Source organism: Phenylobacterium sp. (assembly GCF_036563285.1).
Taxonomy (GTDB): Bacteria; Pseudomonadota; Alphaproteobacteria; order Caulobacterales; family Caulobacteraceae; genus Phenylobacterium.
Genome location: NZ_DATCMR010000008.1, coordinates 155,156 through 174,534, shown reverse-complemented (window position 1 = coordinate 174,534; position 19,379 = coordinate 155,156). Strand labels below are relative to the sequence as shown.

Annotated in this window: 19 protein-coding genes; 18 read left to right on the top strand and 1 reads right to left on the bottom strand. The window is 70.5% G+C overall.

The annotated features are described in order from the left end of the window. The first annotated feature begins 5 nt into the window (after nucleotides 1-5). From murD to VIL76_RS09125, 7 genes are read left to right on the top strand one after another with little or no spacing between them, the layout of a single operon-like run. A complete protein-coding gene (murD, locus tag VIL76_RS09155; protein WP_332044715.1) occupies nucleotides 6-1,421 on the top strand; it encodes a UDP-N-acetylmuramoyl-L-alanine--D-glutamate ligase in 1,416 nt (471 codons plus the stop codon). Beyond that, on the top strand, nucleotides 1,418-2,590 hold the full coding sequence (ftsW, locus tag VIL76_RS09150; RefSeq protein WP_332044714.1) for a putative lipid II flippase FtsW: 1,173 nt from the start codon (nucleotides 1,418-1,420) through the stop codon (nucleotides 2,588-2,590). Before murD ends, ftsW begins: the two co-directional genes overlap by 4 nt. 9 nt (nucleotides 2,591-2,599) lie before the next feature. After that, the gene (gene murG / locus VIL76_RS09145) at nucleotides 2,600-3,697 is read left to right on the top strand and encodes an undecaprenyldiphospho-muramoylpentapeptide beta-N-acetylglucosaminyltransferase (RefSeq protein WP_332044713.1); all 1,098 of its coding nucleotides are present in this window, start codon (nucleotides 2,600-2,602) and stop codon (nucleotides 3,695-3,697) included. A 38-nt stretch (nucleotides 3,698-3,735) separates the two neighbouring features. Then, entirely contained in the window at nucleotides 3,736-5,157 is a 1,422-nt protein-coding gene (murC, locus tag VIL76_RS09140; protein ID WP_332044712.1) for a UDP-N-acetylmuramate--L-alanine ligase, read from the top strand. After that, nucleotides 5,154-6,053, top strand: a complete 900-nt coding sequence (gene murB, locus VIL76_RS09135; protein WP_332044711.1) for a UDP-N-acetylmuramate dehydrogenase — start codon at nucleotides 5,154-5,156, stop codon at nucleotides 6,051-6,053. The genes murC and murB overlap by 4 nt, the downstream gene beginning before the upstream one ends. Next, entirely contained in the window at nucleotides 6,053-6,652 is a 600-nt protein-coding gene (locus VIL76_RS09130; RefSeq protein ID WP_332044710.1) for a class I SAM-dependent methyltransferase, read from the top strand. Before murB ends, VIL76_RS09130 begins: the two co-directional genes overlap by 1 nt. Before the next feature lie 2 nt (nucleotides 6,653-6,654). Then, a complete protein-coding gene (locus VIL76_RS09125; protein ID WP_332044709.1) occupies nucleotides 6,655-7,254 on the top strand; it encodes a class I SAM-dependent methyltransferase in 600 nt (199 codons plus the stop codon). Here the strand turns inward: VIL76_RS09125 and VIL76_RS09120 are convergent. After that, complete coding sequence (locus VIL76_RS09120; RefSeq protein ID WP_332044708.1) at nucleotides 7,251-7,700, bottom strand: PaaI family thioesterase; 450 nt, start codon at nucleotides 7,698-7,700, stop codon at nucleotides 7,251-7,253. The two genes, VIL76_RS09125 and VIL76_RS09120, sit on opposite strands and share 4 nt — an antisense overlap. A gap of 132 nt (nucleotides 7,701-7,832) precedes the next feature. Here VIL76_RS09120 and VIL76_RS09115 point away from each other — a divergent pair, with 132 nt between their 5' ends. The 11 genes from VIL76_RS09115 to VIL76_RS09065 all read left to right on the top strand — a co-directional run bounded on the left by VIL76_RS09115 (nucleotide 7,833) and on the right by VIL76_RS09065 (nucleotide 19,364). Further along, complete coding sequence (locus VIL76_RS09115; RefSeq protein ID WP_332044707.1) at nucleotides 7,833-8,780, top strand: D-alanine--D-alanine ligase; 948 nt, start codon at nucleotides 7,833-7,835, stop codon at nucleotides 8,778-8,780. Beyond that, entirely contained in the window at nucleotides 8,746-9,648 is a 903-nt protein-coding gene (locus tag VIL76_RS09110) for a cell division protein FtsQ/DivIB (RefSeq protein ID WP_414695425.1), read from the top strand. Before VIL76_RS09115 ends, VIL76_RS09110 begins: the two co-directional genes overlap by 35 nt. An 18-nt stretch (nucleotides 9,649-9,666) precedes the next feature. Further along, nucleotides 9,667-11,004 (top strand): cell division protein FtsA, encoded by a 1,338-nt coding sequence (ftsA, locus tag VIL76_RS09105; protein ID WP_332044705.1) that lies wholly within the window; start codon nucleotides 9,667-9,669, stop codon nucleotides 11,002-11,004. A gap of 89 nt (nucleotides 11,005-11,093) precedes the next feature. Further along, nucleotides 11,094-11,462: a BlaI/MecI/CopY family transcriptional regulator gene (locus VIL76_RS09100; RefSeq protein WP_332044704.1), complete on the top strand. Its 369-nt coding sequence runs from the start codon at nucleotides 11,094-11,096 to the stop codon at nucleotides 11,460-11,462. Further along, nucleotides 11,452-12,861, top strand: a complete 1,410-nt coding sequence (locus VIL76_RS09095; protein WP_332044703.1) for a M56 family metallopeptidase — start codon at nucleotides 11,452-11,454, stop codon at nucleotides 12,859-12,861. The genes VIL76_RS09100 and VIL76_RS09095 overlap by 11 nt, the downstream gene beginning before the upstream one ends. A gap of 19 nt (nucleotides 12,862-12,880) precedes the next feature. Then, nucleotides 12,881-14,431, top strand: coding sequence for a GMC family oxidoreductase (locus tag VIL76_RS09090; protein WP_332044702.1), 1,551 nt, complete (start codon nucleotides 12,881-12,883; stop codon nucleotides 14,429-14,431). Further along, nucleotides 14,428-14,748, top strand: coding sequence for a hypothetical protein (locus VIL76_RS09085; RefSeq protein WP_332044701.1), 321 nt, complete (start codon nucleotides 14,428-14,430; stop codon nucleotides 14,746-14,748). Before VIL76_RS09090 ends, VIL76_RS09085 begins: the two co-directional genes overlap by 4 nt. Nucleotides 14,749-15,024: 276 nt before the next feature. Beyond that, nucleotides 15,025-16,455, top strand: a complete 1,431-nt coding sequence (gene ftsZ, locus VIL76_RS09080) for a cell division protein FtsZ (protein WP_332044700.1) — start codon at nucleotides 15,025-15,027, stop codon at nucleotides 16,453-16,455. A gap of 241 nt (nucleotides 16,456-16,696) precedes the next feature. After that, a complete protein-coding gene (gene lpxC, locus VIL76_RS09075) occupies nucleotides 16,697-17,605 on the top strand; it encodes a UDP-3-O-acyl-N-acetylglucosamine deacetylase (RefSeq protein WP_332044699.1) in 909 nt (302 codons plus the stop codon). A 143-nt stretch (nucleotides 17,606-17,748) separates the two neighbouring features. Continuing rightward, nucleotides 17,749-18,354, top strand: a complete 606-nt coding sequence (locus VIL76_RS09070) for an MSMEG_1061 family FMN-dependent PPOX-type flavoprotein (protein WP_332044698.1) — start codon at nucleotides 17,749-17,751, stop codon at nucleotides 18,352-18,354. A gap of 101 nt (nucleotides 18,355-18,455) precedes the next feature. After that, nucleotides 18,456-19,364, top strand: a complete 909-nt coding sequence (locus VIL76_RS09065; RefSeq protein ID WP_414695424.1) for an outer membrane protein assembly factor BamD — start codon at nucleotides 18,456-18,458, stop codon at nucleotides 19,362-19,364. The last annotated feature ends 15 nt before the right edge of the window (nucleotides 19,365-19,379 follow it).

Genomic DNA, 19,379 nt, shown 5'->3' with positions numbered 1-19,379 from the left:
CAGCCATGATCCCGGTCCGCGGCTTCGAAGGCAGGACGGTCGCCGTGTTCGGCTTGGCCCGTACGGGCCTCGCCGCCGCGCGCGCGCTGGTCGCCGGCGGGGCGCAGGTCGCGCTCTGGGACGAGCGGCCGGCCGCGCGCGCCGCCGCCGAAGCGGAAGGCTTCCCGGTCGTGGACCTGACCAGCGCCGACTGGAGCCGCTTCGCCGCGGTGATGCTGTCGCCCGGCGTGCCGCTGACCCATCCCGCGCCGCACTGGACGGTGGAGAAGGCCCGCGCCGCCGGTGTCGAGATCCTGGGCGACATTGAGCTCTTCGCGCGCACCGTGAACGCCGCGCCGGAGCACAAGCGGCCGAAGGTGGTGGCGATCACCGGCACCAACGGCAAGTCGACGACCACGTCGCTGATCGGCCACATCTGCGCCCAGGCCGGCCGGGACACCCGGATCGGCGGCAACATCGGCGTGGGCGTGCTGGGCCTCGAGGACATGCACGGCGGCGCCGTCTACGTCCTGGAGATGAGCTCCTACCAGCTCGACCTGACCTCCAGCCTAAAGGCCGACGTCTCCATCATCCTCAACATCTCCCCGGACCACCTGGAGCGGCACGGGACGATGGAGAACTACGTCACCGCCAAGCGCCGCATCCTGCTGAACCAGGGCAAGGGTGACACCGCTGTGATCGGCGTCGACGACCCCTACGGCGCGCGCATCTGCACCGAGATCACCGCCGCCAACCGCCGCACCATCGTGCCGGTCTCGGCGTCCAAGGCCATGGGCCGCGGCGTCTATGCCCTGGACGGCCTGCTCTACGACGCCACTGCCGATCGCGCGGTGGAGATCGCCGACCTGAAGCGCGCGCGTTCGCTGCCGGGCCGCCACAACTGGCAGAACGCCGCGGCCGCCTACGCCGCCGCTCGCGGCCTCGGCATTCCGCCGGAGGAAGTCGCCGAGCACCTGATGAGCTTCCCGGGCCTGGCGCACCGCATGGAGACGGTGGGCGTGCTGGGCCGCGTCCGGTTCGTGAACGACAGCAAGGCCACCAACGCCGACGCCGCCCGCCAGGCGATGTCGAGCTATCCCAAGTTCTACTGGATCGCCGGCGGCCAGCCCAAGACGGGCGGCATCGAGAGTCTCACCGACCTCTTCCCGCGCATCGAGAAGGCCTACCTGATCGGCGAGGGCGCCGCCGAGTTCGGTCGGACGTTGAGCGGCAAGGCCGAGGTCGTGCAGGCCGGGACCATGGACGCCGCCGTGGCCGCCGCCCATGCCGACGCCGCGGCCTCGGGCCACGAGGCTATCGTGCTGCTGTCGCCGGCGGCCGCCTCCTTCGACCAGTTCACCGACTTCGAGGATCGCGGCGAGGCCTTCCGGCGCGCGGTCCAGCGGATCGCCTCCGGCGCCGCGGCGCGGGGCGCCGCATGACGCCCTCGCAGGCGCACGCCTTCGCCCGCTCCGACCGCACCGCGGTCGGCGTGTGGTGGTGGACCGTCGACCGCTGGATCCTGGGCGTCCTGGCCCTGCTGATTGGCATCGGCGTGCTGATGAGCTTCGCCGCCAGCCCCGCCGCGGCGGTGCGCATGAACATCGGGGACCCTTTCCACTTCGCGGTCCGGCAATGCGTCTTCGCGGTCGTCTCGGGGGGCATCCTCCTCACGGTTTCCATGCTCGAGGTGAAGGGGATACGGCGGGCGGCCTTCTTCATCTGGACCGCGATGATCCTGGTGATGATCGCCTTGCCGTTCATTGGCCACACCGCCAAGGGGGCGGTGCGGTGGATCCAGATCGGCGGGTTCGGCTTCCAGCCGTCGGAGTTCATGAAGCCTGCGCTGGTGGTCCTGGTCGCCTGGATGTTCGCCGAGGGGCAGAAGGGGCAGGGGGTCCCGGGCGTCTCGATCGCCTTCCTGCTCTATGCCGTCTCAATCGGCCTGCTGCTCACCCAGCCCGACGTGGGCCAGTCGGTGCTGATCACCGTCGCCTTCGGCGCGGCCTTCTGGATGGCGGGCGTGCCGATGTCTTGGGTGATGCTGCTCGGGGCGACGGCAGTCGCGGGCTTGTCGTCGACCTACTTCCTGCTGCCGCACGTGCATGCGCGGGTGGACAAGTTCCTGTCGCCGGACACCGCCGACACCCATCAGGTCGACCGCGCCGCCGAGGCCATCTCGGCCGGCGGCCTGTTCGGCCGCGGGCCGGGGGAGGGCGTCATGAAGCGCCACGTGCCCGACCTGCACACCGACTTCATCTATTCGGTAGGCGCCGAGGAGTATGGGCTGGTCTTCAGCCTCCTGCTGATCAGCCTCTTCGCCTTCGTGGTGATCCGCGGCCTCTACCGGGCCATGAAGCTCTCCGACCCCTTCGAGCAGGTGGCTGCGGCGGGCCTCTTCGTGCTGGTGGGCCAGCAGGCGATCATCAATGTCGCCGTGAACCTCAACATGATCCCGACCAAGGGCATGACCCTGCCGTTCATCAGCTACGGCGGCTCGTCCATGCTGGCCATGGGGCTGACGCTGGGCATGGCCCTGGCGCTCACCCGCAGGCGGCCCGGCGCCTACGTCCCGCCGGAGGGCCTCGCCAAGGCCGGCGCCTTTGCTTAAAGCCGCCTGATGCGAAAGCTCGCGGTCGTCGCCGCCGGGGGCACCGGCGGACACCTCTTCCCGGCTCAGGCCCTGGCCGAGGCGCTGATCGCGCGCGGCTGGGGGGTGATCCTGGCCTCCGACGAGCGGGTGGCGGGCCTGGCGCAGGACTTCCCGGCCGAGCGGCGCATCCCGCTCTCCGCCGCCACCTTCAAGCGCGGCGACCCCATCGGCATGCTGCGCGCCGGCTTCGCGGTCCTGCGCGGCGCCAACCAGGCCCGCGCGCTCTACCGCGAGGTGGGGCCGAACGTCGTCGTCGGCTTCGGCGGCTATCCGTCCGCGCCTGCGCTGGTGGGCGCCATCCTCGATCGGCGTCCTACCGTCATCCACGAGCAGAACGCGGTGATGGGCCGGACCAACCGGCGCCTCGCCCCGCACGTGAAGACCATCGCCTGCGCCTTTCCGACGCTGGCCAAGGCTCCCGAGAAGGTGGCCGGCAAGGCGATCGTCGTCGGCAACCCGGTCCGCCCGCCGATCCGCGCGCTCGCCGAGCTGCCCTACGACCCGCCGACGGCGGATGGGCCCGTGCGCCTGCTGGTCACCGGCGGCAGCCAGGGCGCGCGCCTGCTGTCCGAGCTGGTGCCGGAAGCCATCGCGACCCTGCCGGAGGGCCTGCGCGCGCGGCTGGTGGTGCAGCAGCAGACGCGGCAGGAGAGCATGAACACCGCGCGCCGCATCTACCGCGACGCCGTGGTCGACGCCGAGATCGCGCCCTTCTTCCGCGACATGGCCAGCCGCCTGGCCGCCGCCCACCTGGTGATCGGCCGGGCCGGCGCGGGGTCGGTCTGCGAGTTCGCGGTGGCCGGCAAGCCCTCGATCCTGGTGCCCTTGGCCATCGCGCTGGACGACGACCAGGGCCAGAACGCCAAGCTGCTGGCCGACGCCGGCGGCGCGGAGATCGCCCGCGAGCACCAGCTCACCGTCCAGACGCTTTCCACCGCACTGGAGAAGCTGCTCACCAACCCCCAGCGCCTGGCCCGCATGGCCGCCGCCGCCCGCTCCGTCGCCATCCCCGACGCCGCCGAGCGCCTCGCCGACGTCGTGGAGCAGACCGCCCGCGCCGGCTAGCAATTGCTACGGGCCGCGGTCGGCGCTAGCACGGCGGCATGACCCGCCGCCCCGTCCCCTTCGAGATCGGTCCCGTGCACTTCATCGGCATCGGGGGCATCGGCATGAGCGGCATCGCCGAGATCATGATGCGCACCGGCTACACGGTGCAGGGCTCCGACGCCAAGGCGTCGGCCAACACCGAGCGGCTGGAGAAGCTGGGCGCGAGGATCTTCATCGGCCACGACGCCGCCAACGTCGATGGGGCCTACGCCATCGTCTATTCGACCGCCGTGAAGGCCGACAATCCGGAGATGGTGGCCGGCCGCGACCGGCGCCTGCCGCTGGTCCGCCGCGCCGAGATGCTCGCCGAGCTGATGCGGCTGCAGTGGTCCGTGGCGGTGGGCGGCACCCACGGCAAGACCACGACGACATCCATGGTCGCGGCCCTTCTGGACGCCGGCGGGCTGGATCCGACGGTGGTCAACGGCGGCATCATCAACGCCTACGGCACCAATGCGAAGGTCGGAGCCGGCGACTGGATCGTGGTCGAGGCCGACGAGAGCGACGGCACCTTCCTGAAGCTCAAGACCACCGTCGCCATCGTCACCAACATCGATCCCGAGCACCTCGACCACTACGGGGACTTCGAGGCGGTGAAGAAGGCCTTCCGGGACTTCGTGGAGAACATCCCCTTCTACGGTTTCGCCGCCGTCTGCGTGGACCACCCGGAGGTGCAGGCCATGGCCGCGCGGGTGGAGAACCGCCGGCTGGTGACCTACGGCCTCAACCCGCAGGCCGAGGTGCGCGCGCACAACGTCACCATGGGCCCCGACGGCGCCCGCTTCTCCGTGGTCATCAACCCGCGCAGCGGCGACTACATCACCCTGGACGACATCACCCTGCCGATGGCCGGCCAGCACAACGTGCAGAACGCGCTCGCCGCCATCGCCGTGGCCCGCGAGCTGGGCGTGCCCGTGGACGCCATCCGCTCAGGGCTCGCCGGCTTCGGCGGGGTGAAGCGCAGGTTCACCACCACCGGGGTGGCCAACGGCGTGCGCATCGTCGACGACTACGGCCACCATCCGGTGGAGATCGCCTCGGTGCTCAACGCTGCCCGCGCGGTCAGCGAGGGCAAGGTCATCGCCGTCGTCCAGCCGCACCGCTACAGCCGGCTGCGCGACCTGCTGGAGGAATTCTGCCGCTGCTTCAACGACGCCGACACGGTCATCGTGGCCGACGTCTACGCGGCCGGCGAGGCGCCCATCGAAGGCATCGACCGCGATAGCTTCGTCGAGGGGCTTAGGCGCTGCGGTCACCGCCGCGTCCTGCCGCTGGACGGCCCCGCCGCGCTGGCCGGCATGGTGCGCGAGGAGGCGCGGCCCGGCGACCTGGTGGTGCTGCTGGGGGCCGGCGACATCACCAGCTGGGCCTACGCGCTCCCCGACCAGCTGCAGGCCCTGGGCGAAGCCGCCGAATGAGTTGGAAAGACAAGCTGCCGCAGGTCCGCGGCCGCGTGCTCCGGGACGAGCCGCTGGCGCCGTTCACCTGGCTGCGGGTCGGCGGCCCGGCGGACGCGATCTTCATGCCGGCCGACGAGGCCGACCTGGCCGCCTTCCTCAGCGGGCTCGATCCCGGCGTACCGGTCATTGCCACCGGCGTCGGCTCCAACATGCTGGTCCGGGACGGCGGCGTCGACGGTGTGGTCATCCGCCTGGGCAAGCCCTTCGCAGGTGTCGAGCGCACGGGGGACACCCGGCTCACCGCCGGCGCCGCCGTGCTCGACGCCCAACTCGCCAAGGCTGCGGCCGCCGAAGGCCTGGCGGGGCTGGAGTTCTACGCCGGCATCCCCGGCACGGTGGGCGGGGCTGTGGCCATGAACGCCGGCTGCTACGGCGCCGAGACCCGCGAGGTCTGCGTCCGCGCCCACGGCCTCGACCGCAGGGGCGAGCCCGTCAGCTACGATAAGCCCGGCGAGTTCGTCTACCGCCACGGCTGGGGCTCGGAGGAGGGCGTGGTCGTCACCCGCGCGGAGTTCGAGGGCCGGCCTGACGACCCCACCGCCATCACCGCGCGCATGGCCGAGATCACCGAGCGGCGCGAGAAGACCCAGCCGATCCGCGAGAAGACCGGCGGCTCGACCTTCAAGAACCCTCCGGGCCACTCCTCCTGGAAGCTGGTCGACGAGGCCGGCTGGCGCGGCAGGCCCTATGGAGGGGCGATGTTCTCGCCGCTGCATTCCAACTTCCTGATCAACGGCGGCGAGGCCACCGCCGCCGACCTGGAAGGCCTGGGGGAGGCGGTCCGCGCCGACGTGAAGGCGAAGTTCGGCGTCGAGCTCGAGTGGGAGATCAAGCGCATCGGCAGGCCCGGCTGATGCCGCTCTTCCTGCATGTCGGCTCCGGGACGCTGCGCAAGGCGGACACGACACGCGGCTTCGCCACGCCGGACTGGGACGAGGTCCGCCTCGACATCGACCCCGACGTGGAGCCGGACATCATCGGCTCCATGCTCGACATGTCGGCGGTGCCCGACGGCTTCGCCGACGCCATCTATTCGGCCCACAACGTGGAGCACGTCTTCTTCCACGAAGTGCCGGCGCTGCTGGCCGAATTCCGGCGCGTGCTGAAGCCCGACGGCTTCGTGGTGATCAACTGCCCCGACCTGCAGGCGGTGGCCGAGCGGGTGGCGAAGGGCGAGCTGCACGAGCCGCTCTACACCTCGCCGTCGGGGCCCATCTCGGCGCACGACGTCCTGTTCGGCTACGGCCGGTCGCTCGTGCAGGGCAAGACCTACATGGCCCACAAGTGCGGCTTTACCCAGACGCTCCTGAAGCAGGTGCTGAACCAGGCGGGGTTCGCCAGCGTCGGCGTCATGCGCCGCGCCTACGCCTTCGACCTGTGGGCCCTGGCCGCCAGGGCTCCGATGGCCGAGCCGCAGCTGCGCGACCTCGCGGCCCAGCACTTTCCGTACTGACCATGCCCACCTTCCTCCACGTCGGCTGCGGCCAGAAGCGGAAGGACCGCACCACCGCAGGCTTCAACGGGCCGCAGTGGACGGAGGTGCGCCTCGACATCAGCCCGGACGTGCAGCCCGACGTCATCGCCGACATGACCGACATGTCGCCGGTCGACAGCGGCTCGGTGGACGCGATCTTCTCGAGCCACAACATCGAGCACCTCTACATCCACGAGGTGCCGACCGCGCTGGCGGAGTTCCAGCGGGTGCTGAAGCCCGACGGCTTCGTGGTGATCACCTGTCCCGACCTGCAGATGGTCGCCAACTTCGTCGCCGGAGGCAGGCTGACGGAGCCGCTCTACACCTCGCCGGCCGGGCCCATCTCGGCCATGGACATCCTCTACGGCCACGGCGCGGCCATCGCGCGCGGCCAGGTCTACATGGCCCACCGCTGCGGCTTCACGCTGCAGACGCTCGTGAACGCGCTCACCGCCGCGGGCTTTCTCAAGGTCGCGGCGAAGCGCCGGCGCCCGTTCCTCGATCTCTGGGCGGTCGCCAGCAAGGCGGACCTCCCGGAGGCCGAGCTCCAGGCGCTCGCCCGCGCCCACTTCCCCGACTAGCCGAGCGCCTTCTCCGCCGGGACGAGCCGCACGGTGGAGGTGGCGTGGGCGATCATCTCCCCCTCGGCGTCGCAGAGATAGGCCTCCACGAAGCCCACCGTCTTGCCGAGCTTGATCACCCGCCCCTCGCCGACGATCGGGCCGACCTTGGCCGGCGCCAGGAAGCTCACGTTGAAGTCGATGGTCGCCGTGTAGAGCGCGCCCTCGCTGTGCACGAACACCGCCGGGCCCATGGTGTCGTCCAACATGGCCGAGAGAAACCCGCCCTGGATGAAGCCCGCAGGGTTGGTGAACTCCGGCTTGGCCTCGAAGCCGATGCGGATCCAACCCTGGGCGGCGTTCACGTCGAGCACGTGCCAGCCCAGCAGGCGGGCGCAGGGCGGCGTCGGGACCTCGTCCAGCACGGTGGCCACGTGCGGGCGGGGCTTGTGGGCGGCGGCGGTCATGTCGGTTCTCCCTCGCCACCTGTGTAGGCCGCCCCTCCTGACAGCCTTTTGTCAGCAGCCGCAGTCACGGATTCCCAAGGAATGGCGTAGAGGATCGGCCCCCTGAGCCACCTCCAGCCTCGAGACCTCCCCATGGCCGCGCCTCTCTCCGGACACCACGTCGCCGTCCTGCTGGGGGGCATCTCGTCGGAGCGGGAGGTGAGCCTGGTCTCCGGCGCCGCCTGCGCCGACGCCCTGGAGCGGCTGGGCGCCCAGGTCAGCCGCGTCGACGCCGGCCGCGACATCGCCCAGGTGCTCAGCCGACTGAAGCCGGACGTCTGCTTCAACGCCCTGCATGGCGAGTGGGGGGAGGACGGCTGCGTCCAGGGCGTGCTGGAGACGCTGAACCTGCCCTACACCCACTGCGGGGTGCTGGCCTCGGCGTTGGCGATGGACAAGGCCAAGTCGAAGGCCGTGCTGGCGGCGGCCGGCGTCGAGGTGCCGGGCGGAGGCCTGTTCAACCGCTTTGACGTGGCCCGCGAACACGTCATGCCGCCGCCCTACGTCGCCAAGGCCAATGCCGAAGGATCTTCCGTGGGCGTGTTCATCGTCCGCGAGGGCTCCAACGGCCCGCCGACCCAGATCGCGGACCCGTCCTGGACCTACGGCGACGAGGTGCTGGTGGAGCCGTTCATCCGCGGCCTGGAGCTGGCCGTCGGCGTGATGGACGGCAAGGCCATGACGGTTACCGAAATTACTACCGATCACGAGTTCTACGACTACGAAGCCAAATATGCGGAAGGTGGGTCCCAGCACATCGTCCCCGCCCGGATTCCGCCGCATGCGTTTGAAAAGGCATTGAAAATGTCGGAGATGGCGCACGCGGCTCTTGGTTGCCGGGGCGTTACGCGGTCGGACCTGCGTTATGACGACATTAACGACATCATGGTCCTTCTAGAGGTCAACACCCAGCCAGGCATGACGCCCACCTCGCTCGTCCCGGAGCAGGCGGCGGCGCAGGGCGTGGGATTCGACCAGTTGGTGCTTTGGATCACGGAGGACGCTTATGCCCGCGGCAGTGCGGGGGGGAACGCGAACTGAAGCGAAACCCCGGGCCAAAGCGCCCCCGAGCTCTGGAAAGCGTCCCTCGGCTCGCCGCAGCGCGCCGGCCGCTCCGCCGCGCGCCCTAGGCGGCGGCCTCTCCCCGAAGCAGGGCCTGTTGCTGGGCGCGGCCGTCCTGGTCCTGGCGCTCGTTGGCGTGCTCGCCACCGGCCACCGCGGCGAGAAGCTGGCGCATGCGATCGGCGCTGGCATCGACGGCAAGTTCGGCCAGGCCGGCTTCCGCCTCGCCGCCGTCCACGTCGAGGGCGCCTCGAAGATGGCGACGCCCGACATCGTCGCCGCCGCCCAGGTCTACAAGGACCAGCCACTGCTGGGTCTCGACCTGGAGACCGTGCGCGAGCGGGTGGAGCAGGTGGGCTGGGTGAAGGAAGCGCGCGTCGTGCGCCTGCTGCCCGACACGCTCGTCATCGCCGTCGTGGAGCGCAAGCAACTGGCCGTCTGGCAGCACGGCGGCAAGACCGTCGTGATCGACGCCGCCGGCAACCCGATCCCCGAGGCCGATCCCGGCCGCTTCCCGAACCTGCCGCTGGTGGTGGGCGCGGGCGGCGCCGAGCACGCCCCGCAGATCCTGCCTGTCCTCGCCCAACGGCCGCGGATGATGCAGCAGATGGACGCCCTTGTGCGTGTCGACAACCGCCGCTGGGACCTTCGCATGAAGGACGGCGGCCTGATCCAGCTTCCCGCCGTCGGCGAGGAAGAGGCGCTGATGCAGCTCGAACAGCTGGACCAGCGCTCGCGGATCCTGGAGCTGGGGTTTGCGCGCATCGACCTGCGCAACCCCGACGTGGTGGCCGTGAGGCCGCGTGAGACCGCCCCGCCCGGCGAACTGCCGGCGCAGGGGGCGTGAGTGGGTAAGGCGAAGGAGATGCTGAAAACCGCTCCCCGAGCAGAAGCCGGGAAGGACAGCCGCGAGGGGCTGAAGAAGGCGCTGTCGCGTCCGCCGGTCGTGGCGGCCGTGGACCTGGGCGCCTCGAAGGTGACCTGCTTCATCATGAAGCCGGACGGGGTGCGTCGCGGCGACCGGACGCTGACCGCGGCCGGCGTCGGCTACGTGCAGTCGCGCGGCATCCGCGGCGGCTCGATCGTGAACCTCGACGAGGCCTCGGAGGCCATCGCCCAGGCCGTGGAGCGGGCCGAGAACGTCGCGGGCGTGAACGTGCAGGGCGTGACGGTGGCGACCGCCGGCGGCCAGCTGACGTCGACCCGCGTGGCGGGCCGCGTCTCCATCGGCGCGCGCCCCATCGCCGACAACGACCTCGTCCGCGCCATCCACCACGCCCTGTCGCAGATCAAGCTGCCGGGCCGTAGAGCCGCCCACATCCTGCCGATCGCCTGGAGCGTGGACGGGCAGGGGGGCGTGAAGGACCCGCGAGCCATGTTCGGCCGCACGCTCGGCGTCGAGCTGCTGGTCGTCTCCGTCTCCGAGGCCGTGTTCCAGACGCTGGGCGCCTGCGTCGAGCGGGCCCACCTGCAGTTCGACGGCGTGGTCGCCGCGCCCTTCGTCTCCGCGCTCGCCGCGCTGGAAGAAGACGAGATGGACCTGGGCAGCGTCTGCATCGACATGGGTGGCGGCTCGACATCCGCCGCCGTGTTCAACTCCGGCAGCCTCGTGCACGTGGAGACCGTCCCCGTTGGCGGCCAGCACGTCACCCAGGACATCGCGCGCGGGCTTTCCACCTCCATCGCCGGCGCCGAGCGGATCAAGACCCTGCACGGCTCGGCGATTGCCTCGGCCAACGAGGACCGCGAGATGATCGAGGCGCCGCCGCGCGGCGACGACCCGGGCGCCGGCCCGGTCATCGCGCCGCGGTCCCTGCTGAAGGGCATCATCGCGCCGCGCGTGGAAGAGACGCTGGAGCTGCTGCGCGACCGGCTGAAGGCCTCCGGCGCCCCCGTCGAGCCTGGCGCGGGCCTGGTGCTCACCGGCGGCGCGAGCCAGCTCGCCGGCGTCCGCGAAGTGGCTGTGCGCGTTTTCGACCGCCCCGTGCGCCTGGGCCGTCCGCGCCGTGTGCCGCACCTGGCCGACGCAGCCTCCGGCCCCGCCTTCACCGCCGCCGCCGGCATCCTGCACCGCGCCGCCTTCGGCCCGCGCGAGGCGGTCTCGGCCAAGGCCCTGCACTCCGCCAAGCTGCGCCGCGAGCCGCTGGACCCCCGCGCCAACCCGGTCGCCAAGGCCGCCGCCTGGCTCCGCGAGAACCTGTAACTTCGCACATTGCGAAAGCTTAAGGTCGCGACGCCTTGACCTGATCGTTTACGAGCGTAGACGTTATGCATCAAATACGGGTGTAAACGATGCGCATCAGCGCGGCCGAGAGTCAGGTGATGGAGGCGCTCTGGCGCCGCGAGCCCCTGGCGGCTGAGGAGATCTTCGCCGAGGTTGGCCGCGCTCAAGGCTGGGCCGAGGGCACCGTGAAGACCCTGATCAACCGCCTCCTGAAGAAGAAGGCCGTCGCTGCCGAGCGCGACGGTCGACGCTACCTCTACCGGCCGCTGGTGCAGCGCCAGGACTACGTCGCGGCGGAGAGCCAGGGCCTGCTGGACCGGCTGTTCGACGGCCGCCTCGCGCCGCTGGTCAGCCATTTCTCCGAACGCCAGAAGCTGAGCGACGAGGATCTCGCCGAGCTGAAGCGCCTGATCCGGGAGATCGACAATGGTCGATGAGATCCTGCCCGTTCTGTTGCGGGTGAACGTCGCCGCAGGCGCGGCCATCCTGCTGGTCATCGCCCTTCGGACGACGATGGCCCGGCGGTTCGGAGCCGAGGCGGCCTACGCGCTTTGGCTCGCCGTACCGCTCGCCGCGCTGACCAGCGTGTTGCCGGCGAGGCGCGTGCTGGTGGACGCGCCTGCCTTCCTCGCCGCGATGGGCGCCGAGCCGACCTGGGCCGGCTTCGACGCCGCGCCTGGGATGCTGCCCGACGCCGCGTGGAATCCGGCGCCGGCGCTGTTCGGCCTCTGGATCGCCGGGGCTGTCGCGTCCCTGGCCGTCCTTGGATGGCGGCAGCGCCGGTTCAGCCGCGCGCTCGGACGACTAAGGTTCGAGGGCGGTGTCTATCGGGCGGAAGCCCGCGGCGTGGGTCCGGCCCTCGTGGGGACGCTGCGGCCGCGCATCGTGCTGCCCGCAGACTTCGAGGCGCAGTTCAGTCTGCAGGAGCGGGCGGTGGTGCTGGCCCACGAGGAGATCCACCTGCGCCGCGGCGACCACCTGGTGAACGCTGCGGTCGCGCTGTTGCAGGCGCTGAACTGGTTCAACCCACTCGTCCATGCGGCGGCGCGCCGGCTGAGGATCGACCAGGAACTCGCCTGCGACGCCGCCGTCGTCGCCCGTCACCCGCAGGCCCGGCGCAGCTACGCCGAGGCGATGCTGAAGACCCAGCTGTCGCCCGTCGCCCCGCCGCTGGGCTGCAACTGGCCAGCCGCCGGCCTGCATCCTCTCAGGCTGCGTATCGCCCTGCTGGCGCAGGAGGGGCCCTCGGCCTTCCGCCGCGTCGCCGGTCTCGGTCTGGTCGCGGCGCTCAGCCTGACGACAGGCGTCGCCGCCTGGGCCGCGCAGCCGCCGCAGCCGGTCGCGAAGCCGCTCGCGCCTCGAGCATCCAGCAGCGGTTGGACCGCCGAGCGGCCGGAGGCGGCGCGCAACGCCGCGCCGGTCCCGGCGGGTGCGAGCCGTGTCGCGCTTGGGAAGAGCCTGGTCGAGGCCTCGTCGGCCGGAGATGGCGCTGCGGTCGATGCCCTGATCCAAGCCGGCGCGGACGTGAACGCCGAGGTGACCGGCGACGGTAGCCCGCTGATCGTCGCGGCGCGCGAGGGCCGGCTGGACATCGCCACCCGATTGGTGGCCGGCGGCGCCGACGTGAACGGCTTCGTGCTCTACGACGAGACACCGCTGATCAACGCGGCTCGGATGGGCCACCTCGCCATGGTCAGGTTCCTCGTGGATCGGGGCGCCGACCCCAGCCTCGCCGTGCCCTCCGGCAACTTACCGGGCGAGACGCGGTCCCCGCTGAAGATGGCCGCCAACAAGCAGGTGGCCGACTACCTGCGTAGCCGCGGCGCACGCCGCTAACCCTCGACAGGAGGCGACGATGCCCTTCATCGACGCCCGGGAGCTCCCGGGCGATAGCGAGATCGTGGCCGATCTGGTCGTGATCGGCGCCGGCATGGCCGGCATCGCCATCGCCCGCGAGTGGGCCGGCTCCGACCGTACCGTGGCCTTCATCGAGAGCGGCGGCCGCGACTTCGACGCCGCCACCCAGGACCTGTGCAAGGGCGAGGCGGTGATCTCCGGGCCCGACAATGCGGACCGCCCGTTCAGCGACCACCTTTACCAGGGCCGGCGGCGGCAGCTGGGCGGCTCAGGCATGATCTGGGGCGGCAAGTGCGTGGCGCTCGACCCCGCCGACTTCGCCAAGCGCGACTGGATCTCCAGGAGCGGCTGGCCGGTGACACGCCGGCAGATGCAGCCCTATTACGACCGCGCCAGCGACCTGCTCGGTGTGCCGCACTTTCCGCCCGGCGAGACAAGCCTGCAGGAACCCGCGCGGCCGGAGCTGCCCACCGAGGGCGGGGGGCGGATCTTCTCCGCGCCGCGGCACTACTCGCGGATGTCTGCCGTCAACGATCCGGAGGGCTTCGATCGCTTCCGCACCGCGCCGTTCGAGGCGCCGAACATCACCGTCTGGCTTCATGCCAACGTCACCGAGATCAAGCTTGCGCAGGACGGGCGGGCGATCGAGCGGCTGGACATCGCCTGCCTGAACGGCCGGCGGCATGCTGCGCGAGGCCGCGCCTATGTGCTCGCCGCCGGAGGGATCGAAAACGCTCGGCTGCTGCTGGCCTCGAACGGTGCCGAAAAGGCGGGGGTGGGCAATCGCGCCGACTTGGTCGGCCGCTTCTTCCAAGGCCACATGACCTATGGCGTCACGGACGCGCAACAGGGACTGATGTCCGGGGTCTATGTGACCCGAGCCCGGGATTTGTCCCTCTACACCAGCGGCTTCGACAACAAGAGCCATTGTGTGCTGGCGCCGACACTTGCGGCGCAGCGGCAGGGGCGGCTGGGCAACGCCACCTTCACCTTGGGCCGCATCGCCCCCAACCAGCGTCCACCCGTGCGCCCCGAAGTGAGCGCTATTTCGGCAGTGGCGAGCGGCGTGGACGGCGCCGCTCCTGCGGAGGGGGAGCAGCTCTACGGCTTCTTCATGAGCGAGCATTTCCCGAACCCCGACAGCCGCATCACGCTCGGCTCTGGCGCCGATGCGTTGGGCATGCCGCGCATACGCCTGGCCTGGCGCTACACAGCCGCCGAGTGGCGATCCCTGGAAGGCCAGGTTGCGGCCTTCGCGCGGGAGCTCGCAACCGCCGGCGTCGGGCGGGTGTGCTTCCCGATGGAGCGGCCGCAGTTCGTCGCCCTCGCCAATGCTTCGCGCCATCACATGGGGACCACCAGGATGCACGCCGATCCAGCGGAAGGCGTGGTCGACGCCAACTCCCGGGTCCACGGTGTCTCCAACCTCTACGTTGCCGGCAGTTCGGTGTTCCCGACGTCGGGCATCGGCAATCCGACGCTTACGCTGCTGGCGATGACCATGCGGCTGTCGGACCACCTCAGGCTGCACCTCCGGAGAGCGGCATGATCGACCGCAGACAGGTCCTGGCCGCGCTGGCCGCGCTCGCCGCGTGCCCGGCCGCCGCTGCGGCGGCGACGGTCGATCCCGAAGGGGCGCGACGGATTGGAGACGCCTACCTCGCGGCGCACCCGGCAGCGCGGGACGCCGCGCGGCTCCGCGCCGCCCTGATGCCCGGGGACTGGAGCGCCGCGGCGCTCGCCCGGCTGCGTTCCAGGGTTGCCGCCGACTTCCGCGCGGGGCGGGTCTTCGCCTATCGCGGGTGGCGCCTGTCGGACACTGAAGGCCGGCTATTCGCGCTCGTCGCGCTGACGCCCAACGGGTAGTCCCACGGCGCGCGAAACCAGCAGTTGCGCGCCGCCCTTAACGGCCCAGCTTCGAGTTGCGAGACATCCCGCCGCAGCAATTTCGCTTCCGGCTGAGTCCCTGTGGAAGAAGCGGAATTTTCCCTGTCGCCGCGGTCGACGGACTTCCGACTCAAGGTATGCGGTTAACCCTCGATTAAGGGTGTCGGCGGCTTAGTAAACCCATCCTTAAACGAGGCGCTGCACGGGCGGGTCGTGCCAGCGCAAAGGCCGGTCTCGGAAGGACGCAGGGTTCTCATGGCAATCGCACTTTCAGCGCCGCGGGCGACAGAACTGAAGCCCAGGATCGTGGTGTTCGGCGTCGGCGGCGCCGGCGGCAACGCGGTCAACAACATGATCGAGGCGGGGCTGGAAGGCGTGGAGTTCGTGGTCGCGAACACCGACGCCCAGCAGCTGCAGTTCGCCAAGACCGACCGCCGCATCCAGCTCGGCGTGCAGGTGACGCAAGGCCTCGGCGCCGGCGCCCATCCTGAGGTCGGCATGAGCGCGGCCGAGGAGTCGATCCCGGAGATCGGCGAGCACCTCGACGGCGCCCACATGGTGTTCATCACCGCCGGCATGGGCGGCGGCACCGGCACCGGCGCAGCTCCCATCATCGCCAAGTGCGCCCGCGAGCGCGGCATCCTGACGGTGGGGGTGGTCACCAAGCCGTTCCACTTCGAAGGCCGCCACCGGATGCGCCTGGCCGACGCCGGCATCCAGGAGCTGCAGCGCTACGTCGACACGCTGATCGTCATCCCGAACCAGAACCTCTTCCGCGTCGCCAACGAGCGGACGACCTTCGCCGAGGCGTTCGGCATGGCCGACCAGGTCCTGCACTCCGGCGTCCGCTCCATCACCGACCTGATGGTGCTGCCCGGCCTGATCAACCTCGACTTCGCCGACGTCCGCACGGTCATGACCGAGATGGGCAAGGCGATGATGGGCACCGGCGAGGCGACGGGCGACGACCGCGCCCTGATGGCCGCCCAGAACGCTATCCAGAACCCCCTGCTCGACGAAGTGTCCCTGAAGGGCGCCAAGGCCGTGCTGGTGAACGTCACCGGCGGCCTCGACATGACCCTGCTGGAAGTCGACGAGGCGGCCAACTGCATCTCCGAGCAGGTCGACCCGGAAGCCAACATCATCTTCGGCGCCGCCTTCGACCCGGCGCTCGACGGCGTTATCCGCGTGTCGGTGGTCGCCACCGGGATGGACGGCGCCTCCATCGCCGCCATCGAGCCCAAGATCGAGCGCCGCGCCAACACCGGGGCCCTGCCGCTGGTCGTCGATCCGCCCGCGCCGATCGCCGCGCCTGAGCCCGTCATGGCGCAGGCCGTGGCCGAGCCCGTCCTCAGCCTCGACGCGGAGGAAGAGCAGGGCGACATCTTCGCCGCTCCGGCCGTCGCCGAGGCGCCGCAGCCGACCGTGACCCGCATCGTCGACCCGGCCGTCGACGAGGAAGCCGACGACGCGCCGCTGTTCGCCGAGCCCTATGAGCCCCGCCGGCGCGGCTTCATGAGCCTGTTCGGCGGCCGGCGTCCCTCTTACGACGCTCCGGCGCCGGCTCCCCGGCCGGTCCCGGTCCGCGGCGGCGCCCAGCCGGTCGAGGCCGCCGCGCCCGAGGAAGTCGCCGAACAGGGGGAGGACCTGGAGATCCCGTCCTTTCTCCGCCGGCTAGCCAACTGACGAAAAAGACTACTCTTTCTGCGTCATCGAAGCGGGGCCGCGCCGGCTGGTGCGGCCCCGCAACGCATTGCGCAACGGCGTTCGAAAAGTCATCTGCCGCGAACACGGTGTTAACCGTCCCAATCCGAAACATTGCGTAACGGGAAGTGCTTTGCTGCGGCGCGGCGAAGCCCTTATCCGGCAACTGGGGCATACCTCGGCGTTCGAGCCGACCTGAATTGACTTGAAGAAGGTTCGAGCCTTGGCCGCAGACGCATTCCAGCACGGCGCCTTCCAGCACACCGTTCGCGCGCCCGCGCTGTTCGCGGGCGTGGGCGTGCACACGGGCGCCTACACGCGTGTCGCCGTGCGCCCGGCGCCGGCCGACAGCGGCATCGTCTTCGTCCGCACCGACATCACCGACCGCGACAACCGCGTGCCCTGCACGGCGGAGTCGGTCGTTAAGACCCAGCTCGGCACCGTCATCGCCAATGCCGCCGGCGTCACCGTCTCCACCATCGAGCACCTGATGGCCGCGCTGGTCATGGCCGGCATCGACAACGCCGTGGTCGAGCTCGACGGGCCCGAGATGCCGATCATGGACGGCTCGTCCTGGCCGTTCGTGCGCATCCTGGACCGCGCCGGCAAGCGCATGCAGGAGCAGCCCCGCCGCTTCATGGAGATCCTGGAGAGCGTCGAGGTCGTCGACGGCGACAAGCGCGCCGCGCTGAAACCCGCCGACGGCTTCGAGGTCGCCTTCGAGATCCGCTTCCCGACCGCCGTCATCGGCCGCCAGTCGATCGACATGGCGGTCGACGAGGCGACCTGGCGGCGCGAGCTCGCCGACTGCCGCACCTTCGGCTTCCTGCACGAGGTCGAGGCCCTGCGCAGCATGGGGCTGGCCCGCGGCGGCAGCCTGGAGAACGTGGTGGTGATCGAGGGCGACCGGGTGCTGAACCCGGAAGGCCTGCGCCGTCCCGACGAGTTCGTCCGCCACAAGGCGCTGGACGCCATCGGCGACCTCTACGTCCTCGGCATGCCGATCCTCGGCCGTTTCGAGGGCGAGCTGGCCGGCCACGCCATCAACAACCAGCTGGTCCGCGCCCTGGTGGCGCGTCCGAACGCCTGGCGCGTCCAGACCTTCGTCGAAGAGCTCGCGGAGGCGGTCTAGTAGTTTTTGGCGCTCGGGCGGCTCGCGTGTACACTTGTGGAGATGATCTTTCACAAGTGAATTCAAGTCTGTAGCCATCGTCGAGAGTTGTCGCGCCGGGTGGTGCAAATAGGCCTGACGCGGCGTGTAACATCGAGGCCGCCATGTCCGAGACCATGCAGGATGCGCTGACGCGGCTCTACGCGCCGCCGAAGCCCACCACCGTCGCCAAGGCCATCGACCACGTGGACCCGCACGGCCGGCGCTTCATCGAACTCTCGCCCTTCCTGGTGCTGGGCTCCGTCGGCCAGGCCGGCGTCGATGTCTCGCCGCGCGGCGGGGCCCCTGGCTTCGTGAAGGTGGACGCGGCGGGCAAGGCCCTCTTCCTGCCCGACCGGCCCGGCAACAACCGCATCGACAGCCTCAAGAACATCGCCGAGAGCGGCGAGGTGGGGCTGATGTTCATGATCCCGGGGATCGACGACATCTACCGGGTCAGCGGCCGCGCAGAGCTGGTCGAGGACGCCGCCCTGTCCGACAGCTTCGTGGAGTTCGGCAAGCCGCCCAAGGCGGTGCTGCGGATCGCCGTGCGCGAGGCGTTCCTGCACTGCCCCAAGGCGCTGATGCGGGCCGACCTGTGGGGCGACAGCCACCGCCAGGAGCGCAGCGTCTTGCCGTCGCTCGCCGACATGATCTGCGACCAGATCGGCCTGCCGAAGCCGGAAGCCACGCACGAGGAGCAGCTCGAGCGGATGCGCACCACGCTCTAGCGGCCGCTGCGACCGCGCTTCCGTTTGCGCCGCATGCGGCGTGGTGTAGAAGCGATGCTTCGCGTGGGGGCGCGCGTTGGTCCTTTGAGGTGAAGGTGTCCTTGCTACGCAATTCGTGGGCTCGCCCGGTGCTGGTCGCCGGGGTCTGCGCCATCGCCCTCGCCGGATGCGCCGGCAAGCAGAAGAAGCCCCGGCTCCTCTACGAAGAGCGCCCCGTGGAGCTGCTATACGCCACCGGCGCCGACCGGCTGGACCGCGGTCTGTGGCTGCAGGCCGTCGACTACTTCCAGGAAGTGGAGCGCCAGCACCCCTATTCGGAGTGGTCGCGCCGCGCGATCCTGATGCAGGCCTACGCCCACTACCAGGCCAACGACTATGCCGAGGCGATCGCCGACGCCGAGCGGTTCATCCAGCTCTATCCGGGCAACCCGGCGGCCTCGTACGCCTACTACGTCAAGGCGGTCTGCTACTTCGAACAGATCGTCGACGTGGGCCGCGACCAGGCTGCGACGGGTCAGGCGCTCGCCGCGCTTCGCGACGTGGTGCAACGCTACCCGAACACGGAATACGCCGCCGACGCCCGCCTGAAGATCGACATGGTCAACGACCAGCTGGCCGGCAAGGAGATGACCATCGGGCGCTACTACCTGCGCAACGGGGACACGCTGGCCGCGGTGGGCCGCTTCCGCACCGTGGTCGACCAGTACCAGACCACCAGCCACACGCCCGAGGCCCTCTACCGCCTCGTGGAGGCCTATCTGACTCTGGGCCTGCTCGACGAAGCGAAGCGGAACGGCTCGGTGCTCGGCTACAACTACCCGGGCGACGCCTGGTACAACGACGCCTACAGGCTGCTGACGTCGCGTGGCCTGCGCCCGGCGACGGAGCCTACGGCGCGCGGCAAGCGCGGGATCTTCCGCATCCCGTTCCGCCGCGACAAAAGCGAGACGGTGAAACCCCCGGCCGCGGTCCCCGCTCCCGCCGTCGCCGCCGCGCCGGAACCAAAGTAGAACAAAACCCTTTCC